Consider the following 6146-nt stretch of genomic DNA (forward strand, 5'->3'; position numbering starts at 1 on the left):
CGGCTATCGGGGAGTGTACATGATAATCCAAACGCCCATAAGGCAGACGAAGCCGCCCAGCCGGTCATACAGATCCGGCACGGTGCCGTCGATCAGCCAGCCCCAGAGAAGAGAAAGTACGATGAAGATGCCGCCGTATGCCGCATAGACCTTACCGAAGCCTGCCGGCTGGAAGGTCGGTACGATCCCGTAAAAAATGAGGATGACCGAACCGGCTAAAAAATAAAACGGGCTCCGGCCGGCGCGCATATACAGCCAGACAAGATAACCGCCGCCTATTTCGCAGAGTCCGGCGAGGAGAAAGTAACCTAAAGATTGTATCATAATACACCTCCCTGGTAATTATACGGTCCGAAAATTATAATATACGGGGTGCGGCTGTCTGGCAAGAACATATGGATATCAAAGGCGTATCGGGAGTAGCGACGATATATATAAAGTGGTATAATAATGTAGCTCAACACGAAGTCCCGTGTCCTGCGGAAGACGGCTCGGGACCTTGTTTTGACAGTGATTTTACGCGGATGGTATAATATAAAATGAGTTTTCGGGAGAACGGGGAAAAAAAGACGGTTTCTATAGTCGTTCCCGTTTATAATGAACATCTGAATATTGAGAAGTTTTATGAAGAAGTGACCGGGGCGATGGAGACGACGGACTATAAGTATGAAATCATCTTTGTCGACGACGGCTCCGGCGATGCAACACCGCTTGTACTCAGCCGTCTGACCCGGCAGGATGACCGTGTGCGCGCCCTGATACTGGCCCGTAATTTCGGCCATCAACTGGCCATAACCTGCGGCATGGAACATGCCCGGGGCGATGCCGTCATTACGATGGACGGAGATTTGCAGCATCCGCCGGCGATGCTGCCGGATCTTATCAGAAAGTGGCGCGAGGGGTATGATGTCGTTCAGACCATACGCCTTTCAACCGATGACGCGGGCCTTATGAAAACGCTTACTTCAAAAATGTATTACAGCTTGTTGAATGCGCTGTCGCCTGTATATATCAGGCCGGGCGGTTCCGATTTCCGCCTTATGGACAAACGGGTTTTGGAAACATTTAAACTCTTCCGTGAACATGACCGGTTTATCCGCGGTATGATCGGCGATATCGGGTATAAACAGACGACTGTTGAATTTGTCGCACCGAAACGGTATGCCGGAAAGTCAAAGTTTTCTCTGCACAAGATGTTCAGCTTTGCACTGGACGGCATCATGGCCTATTCTAAAACACCGTTGCGCATATCTTTCTATACGGGCGTATTCAGCGGCCTGCTGAGCCTGCTCATGATTGTGCATGTACTTTATTGTAATTTGACCGATCAGACGACGCCGGGCTGGACGACGACGATGATCGTCGTCTGCCTTGTGGGCGGTCTGCAATTGACTTTTTTAGGAATTATCGGCGAGTATATCGGCCGGATCTTTGAAGAAGTGAAGAACCGGCCTTTATATTGGGTAAAGGCCGAGTTAGGACATCGGCGTAAGGACGATGCTCCATGGTAAAGATGCAGTGCCGAATCCCGGTTTCCGGGTACGGGGGAACCAGTTTTTAGGGGTGAAGCCGCTAAGCGGCGGGCTGCCTTCAAGCCTAACCCGTCAGTTAACCTCGGAGGCGGAGAGGAGTTTTTATGTGGAGAAAAATTTCTAAGGCTGCCGCGGTATGCGCCTTTGCGGCACTTGCCGTATTGCCTGTGGGAGCGTATTCGGTAGGTTCGCAGGGACCTGACGTTACCTTTTTGCAGAAACAGCTTGTCAAACGTGGGTATAAAATCGGTGTGGACGGTATTTTCGGCAACGATACGCGCCGTGCCGTCGAACGTTTTCAGGCGGATAAAGGCCTCGCCGTCAGCGGCAGTGTCGACGGCAAAACGTATAAACTTTTAACGGGCAAAACCATGCCGCAGGAGCAGGCGAAAAAAGCGGCGCCCGCAAAAAAGAAAAAAGCGGTGACCATTCAGGATTACGGTAAGGGTAAAGCCGGAAAGAGCGATGTCAGGCACAACGCGTTCGGCAGTAAGGTTGTCAATCAGGCCTATCAGTACATCGGCGTGCCGTATGTGTTCGGCGGCAATACACCGAGCGGCTTCGATTGTTCGGGCTTTACAAAATTCGTGTTTGCCCGTAACGGGATAACCCTGCCGCGTATGGCTGATGAACAGTATCGGCTCGGTTCGGCCGTTGCCAGGGCGGAACTCGTGCCGGGGGACCTGGTGTTTTTCTCCACCTATGAGCCGGGCGTTTCTCATGCGGGCATTTATGTCGGCAATAATCAGTTTATCAGCGCTACATCGAGCAACGGCATTCATGTGGACAGCCTGAACAGTGAGTATTGGGGTTCACATTATATCGGCGCTAAACGCATTAAGCGCTGAATAAGGCCGTCCTTTCGCCCCGGCGGGCAGAGGGACGGTAACTATAACGACCCGACTTCCGGGGAGTCGGGATATAAGGAGTGCTACCAGTAATGAAATACATGACGGGCAATGAAATTCGTAAAGCGTATTTAGACTTTTTCGAAAGTAAGAAACATTTGAAACTGCACAGTTTTTCCCTCGTTCCGGAAGACGATCCGAGCTTACTTCTGATCGGCGCCGGCATGGCTCCGTTGAAACCGTATTTTACAGGTAAACTGGTGCCTCCTTCGTATCGCGTGACGACGAGCCAGAAGTGCATCCGTACGGGCGATATCGACAATGTAGGCCGTACGGCCCGCCACCATACATTTTTTGAAATGCTCGGCAATTTTTCTTTCGGCGATTATTTTAAAAAAGAAGCCATTACGTGGGCTTGGGAATTTTTGACGGAAGTCCTGGAGCTTGATAAGGAGAGGCTTTACGTAACCGTTTATCCGGACGATACGGAAGCCTACGATTTATGGCACGATACGGTCGGCGTTCCCGCCACTCATATTTCAAAATTGGAAGATAATTTTTGGGAAATAGGAGAAGGGCCGTGCGGTCCCGATACGGAGATTTTCTATGATCTCGGCGAAACCCGCGGCTGCGGGGAACCGACCTGTGCCGTAGGTTGCGACTGCGACAGGTATCTGGAAATATGGAATCTCGTGTTCACGCAATTTGACCGCACAAAAGAAGGTACATATGAACCGCTTGAAAAGAAAAATATTGATACGGGTGCCGGTCTTGAACGGCTGGCTTCCGTAATTCAGGAAAAAGAATCCAATTTTGAAACGGATCTCCTGTTCCCCGTTATGGAAGAAGTTATCCGGATCTGTCACGGCGACTACGACGACCCGCAGCAGAAGATTGCCATAAAGGTTATCGGCGACCATATCCGGGCCGTGACGATGATGATCAGTGACGGCATTCTGCCGTCCAACGAGGGCCGCGGTTACGTCCTGCGCCGTATTCTCCGCCGTGCTGTCCGTTTCGGCCATGTTCTCGGCATTAAAAACACCTTTCTCGCGGATCTCGTCGATGTCGTTGTCCGCATGTACCGGGACGCGTATCCGGAACTGCTTGAACACAAGGATCTGATCCGGACCGTTATTGCGACGGAGGAAGCTCAGTTCAGTGCGACTCTCGCGCAGGGGCTTGAACTTCTCAACGGCATGATTGCTGAAACGGGACAAGACAAGGTGCTGGCCGGAGATAAAGTATTCAAATTATATGATACGTTCGGGTTTCCTGTGGAACTTACGGAAGAAATTGCGCAGGAAGAGGGACTGACGATCGATCACGCCGGATTTGACGCGTCCATGAAAGAACAGAGCAGGAACGTGCCCGCGCGGCCCGTGCCAAAGTTTCCGCCAAAGTCGCCACTCCCGATACGACCGGGCTTGCTCAGGAAGGACTTGTCATTGATGAAACGGCGACATCTGCGACTATTGTCCTCTTAGGTAATGACGGTGCGGCTGTCGATGAGGCGAAAAAAGATGACGTTGTTACGATCATTCTTGATAAAACGCCTTTCCATGCGGAAGGCGGCGGTCAAGTCGGTGATACGGGGGTTTTGCAAAGCGAAAACGGCACGGGCCAAGTCACGGATACGAAGCTTTTGCCGAACGGCCTCAGTTATGTGATTGCTGTCGTGACGGCCGGTTCGTTAAAAAAAGGAGAGGCTGTCAAAATTACGGTTGACCGCGTCCGCAACCTTGCCATTGCGAGAAATCATACGGCAACACATCTCTTACAGGCGGCCCTCCGCGGCGTTTTGGGAAATCATGTCAACCAGGCGGGTTCATTGGTAGAACCCGAACGCCTCCGCTTTGATTTCACTCATTTTTCGCCGATGACGGCAGACGAGCTCAGGGCCGTTGAAGAAAAAGTGAACGAACAGATTCTGAAAAATGTTGCTGTGGAAATAGAGGAAATGCCGCTTGATGAAGCAAGGAAAAAGGGAGCAATGGCCCTCTTCGGCGAAAAGTACGGTGATATCGTTCGCGTTGTCAGCGTACCGTCTTTCAGCTGTGAACTCTGCGGCGGCTCCCACGTGCCGAATACGGCCGTAATCGGTTCCTTCCGTATCCTCAGCGAATCCGGCACCGGTACGGGTATACGCCGTATTGAAGCCGTAACGGGTAAGGCCGCTCATGAACAAGCCGTTGCCGATGCTCTTCTCCTGCAGCGTGCCGCCGGCCTTTTAAAAGTGAAAGAAGCGGATATTCCCGCCAAGATCGAACAGCTTATGGCTGAATTGAAGCACAGCGAACGGGAATTGCAGCAGCTTCAGAGGAAAGTGGCGTCTTCGTCCCTTGCGGATATTCTGGCCGTGAAGAAAGATGTGAACGGGGTCGTTGTTGTCGCGACGGCCGTACAGGCCGATTCCATGGAAGGCCTGCGCAATTTGGCCGACATGGTACTGGCAAAGTTACAATACACAGCGGAAATGCAGATGGACGGTTCGGTGCCGGAAAAAACAGGTGACGGCGTTGTCCTTTTAGGCGCCGTACATGAAGATAAAGTGAATTTCGTCTGTAAAGTGTCTAAAGGACTTACAAAGACGGGCTTACATGCCGGCAAGATCGTTAAAGCCGCGGCGGCGGCCGCAGGCGGCGGCGGCGGCGGCAGGCCCGATATGGCCCAGGCGGGAGGTAAAGAACCGCAAAAGCTGGAAGCCGCGCTGGCCGCGGGTATACAGGCCGTGAAAGAGCTTCACCGCAATTGACCCTGCTTTTGACAAGGGAGAGTGAGTATAATGGCAGTAAATGATGAAACGATGATCGTAAAGAAAAAAGACGATGAACAAAACGTGGCGTCTATGATTTTAGAAGACGTGTATAACGCGTTGAAAGAAAAGGGGTATAACCCGATCAGCCAGATGGCGGGGTACCTTCTTTCGGGCGACCCGACATATATTACGAGCCATAATAATGCTCGCAGCAATATTCGCCGTCTTGAGCGGGATGAACTGGTGGAAGAACTGCTCAGTTCCTACGTAAGGCATCGGAATCTGTAAATTATGCGTATTCTCGGATTGGATGTAGGGGAAAAGACTATCGGCGTCGCCTGCAGTGATGCCCTTTTAATGACGGCCCAGGCTGTAGGGACGATTAAACGGCAGTCGAAGAAAAAAGATTTTGCTCAGCTGGCCGCCGTCTGCCGGGAACGGGAGGTACATTGTATCGTCGTCGGTAAACCGAGCCATATGAACGGTGAGCGGAGCGAAAATATGGAGAAGATAGAACGGTTCGTGAGCGAGCTGAAAGAGGCGGTGCCGGAACCCGATATTGTTTACTGGGATGAACGCCTGACTACGGCAATGGCCCGACGTCAACTCATTGCGGCGGGCGTGCGCCGCGAGAAACGGAAAGGCGTTATTGACACGATAGCTGCCGTATTTATACTGCAAAATTATTTAGATGCCCAAGGAGGAAACCATGGCTGACGAAGAAATGCTGGAAGAAGTACAGGTTATTACCATTACCGATGATAACGGTGAAGAAGAGTATTATATTGAAGACGTAGCCATTGACTTTAACGGCAAAACATTTACGGTTCTCGTTCCCGTCGGTGAAGAAGGGGATGCGGCTGAAGACGGTGAGGCCATTATCACCCGCGTTGATACGGAAAACGGCGAAACGGTTTACGTTGCGCCGACCGATGAAGAATTTGACGGCGTATTGGCAAAATACAATGCGATGTGTACCGAATAGCATAAAAGCTCCGGAACGGCCTG

The 6146-nt window shown here is 51.5% G+C and carries 6 protein-coding genes, 1 pseudogene and 1 riboswitch; of the genes and pseudogenes, 6 read left to right on the forward strand and 1 reads right to left on the reverse strand.

The window, feature by feature from the left end; translation table 11 throughout:
• Positions 1 to 3: 3 nt before the first annotated feature.
• Entirely contained in the window at positions 4 to 324 is a 321-nt protein-coding gene (locus tag HMPREF0080_RS05915) for a YnfA family protein (RefSeq protein WP_006790409.1), read from the reverse strand.
• A gap of 215 nt (positions 325 to 539) precedes the next feature.
• On the opposite strand from HMPREF0080_RS05915, the gene HMPREF0080_RS05920 reads away from it, so the two are divergent.
• From HMPREF0080_RS05920 to HMPREF0080_RS05945, 6 genes and pseudogenes are all read left to right on the forward strand, one after another.
• Entirely contained in the window at positions 540 to 1511 is a 972-nt protein-coding gene (locus tag HMPREF0080_RS05920; RefSeq protein ID WP_006790411.1) for a glycosyltransferase family 2 protein, read from the forward strand.
• Positions 1510 to 1638, forward strand: a riboswitch (cyclic di-AMP (ydaO/yuaA leader). (Overlaps the previous gene by 2 nt.)
• Entirely contained in the window at positions 1637 to 2380 is a 744-nt protein-coding gene (locus tag HMPREF0080_RS05925) for a C40 family peptidase (RefSeq protein ID WP_006790412.1), read from the forward strand. It overlaps the preceding riboswitch by 2 nt.
• Before the next feature lie 101 nt (positions 2381 to 2481).
• Positions 2482 to 5135, forward strand: a pseudogene (gene alaS, locus HMPREF0080_RS05930) (alanine--tRNA ligase).
• Positions 5136 to 5165: 30 nt separating this feature from the next.
• Positions 5166 to 5426 (forward strand): IreB family regulatory phosphoprotein, encoded by a 261-nt coding sequence (locus tag HMPREF0080_RS05935; RefSeq protein ID WP_006790415.1) that lies wholly within the window; start codon positions 5166 to 5168, stop codon positions 5424 to 5426.
• A 3-nt stretch (positions 5427 to 5429) separates the two neighbouring features.
• Positions 5430 to 5855 carry a Holliday junction resolvase RuvX gene (ruvX, locus tag HMPREF0080_RS05940; protein WP_006790416.1) on the forward strand — a complete coding sequence of 142 codons (426 nt, stop codon included), beginning with the start codon at positions 5430 to 5432 and terminating at the stop codon, positions 5853 to 5855.
• Positions 5848 to 6123, forward strand: coding sequence for a DUF1292 domain-containing protein (locus HMPREF0080_RS05945; RefSeq protein ID WP_006790417.1), 276 nt, complete (start codon positions 5848 to 5850; stop codon positions 6121 to 6123). Before ruvX ends, HMPREF0080_RS05945 begins: the two co-directional genes overlap by 8 nt.
• The last annotated feature ends 23 nt before the right edge of the window (positions 6124 to 6146 follow it).

Source organism: Megasphaera geminata F0357 (assembly GCF_000239275.1).
Classification (GTDB): domain Bacteria; phylum Bacillota; class Negativicutes; order Veillonellales; family Megasphaeraceae; genus Megasphaera; species Megasphaera geminata.

Excerpts from the sequence above, each read along its gene's own strand:
- HMPREF0080_RS05915 (WP_006790409.1), bottom strand. The coding sequence starts at position 324 with ATGATACAATCTTTAGGTTACTTTCTCCTCGCCGGACTCTGCGAAATA.
- HMPREF0080_RS05920 (WP_006790411.1), top strand. The coding sequence starts at position 540 with ATGAGTTTTCGGGAGAACGGGGAAAAAAAGACGGTTTCTATAGTCGTT.
- HMPREF0080_RS05925 (WP_006790412.1), top strand. The coding sequence starts at position 1,637 with ATGTGGAGAAAAATTTCTAAGGCTGCCGCGGTATGCGCCTTTGCGGCA.
- HMPREF0080_RS05935 (WP_006790415.1), top strand. The coding sequence starts at position 5,166 with ATGGCAGTAAATGATGAAACGATGATCGTAAAGAAAAAAGACGATGAA.
- ruvX (WP_006790416.1), top strand. The coding sequence starts at position 5,430 with ATGCGTATTCTCGGATTGGATGTAGGGGAAAAGACTATCGGCGTCGCC.
- HMPREF0080_RS05945 (WP_006790417.1), top strand. The coding sequence starts at position 5,848 with ATGGCTGACGAAGAAATGCTGGAAGAAGTACAGGTTATTACCATTACC.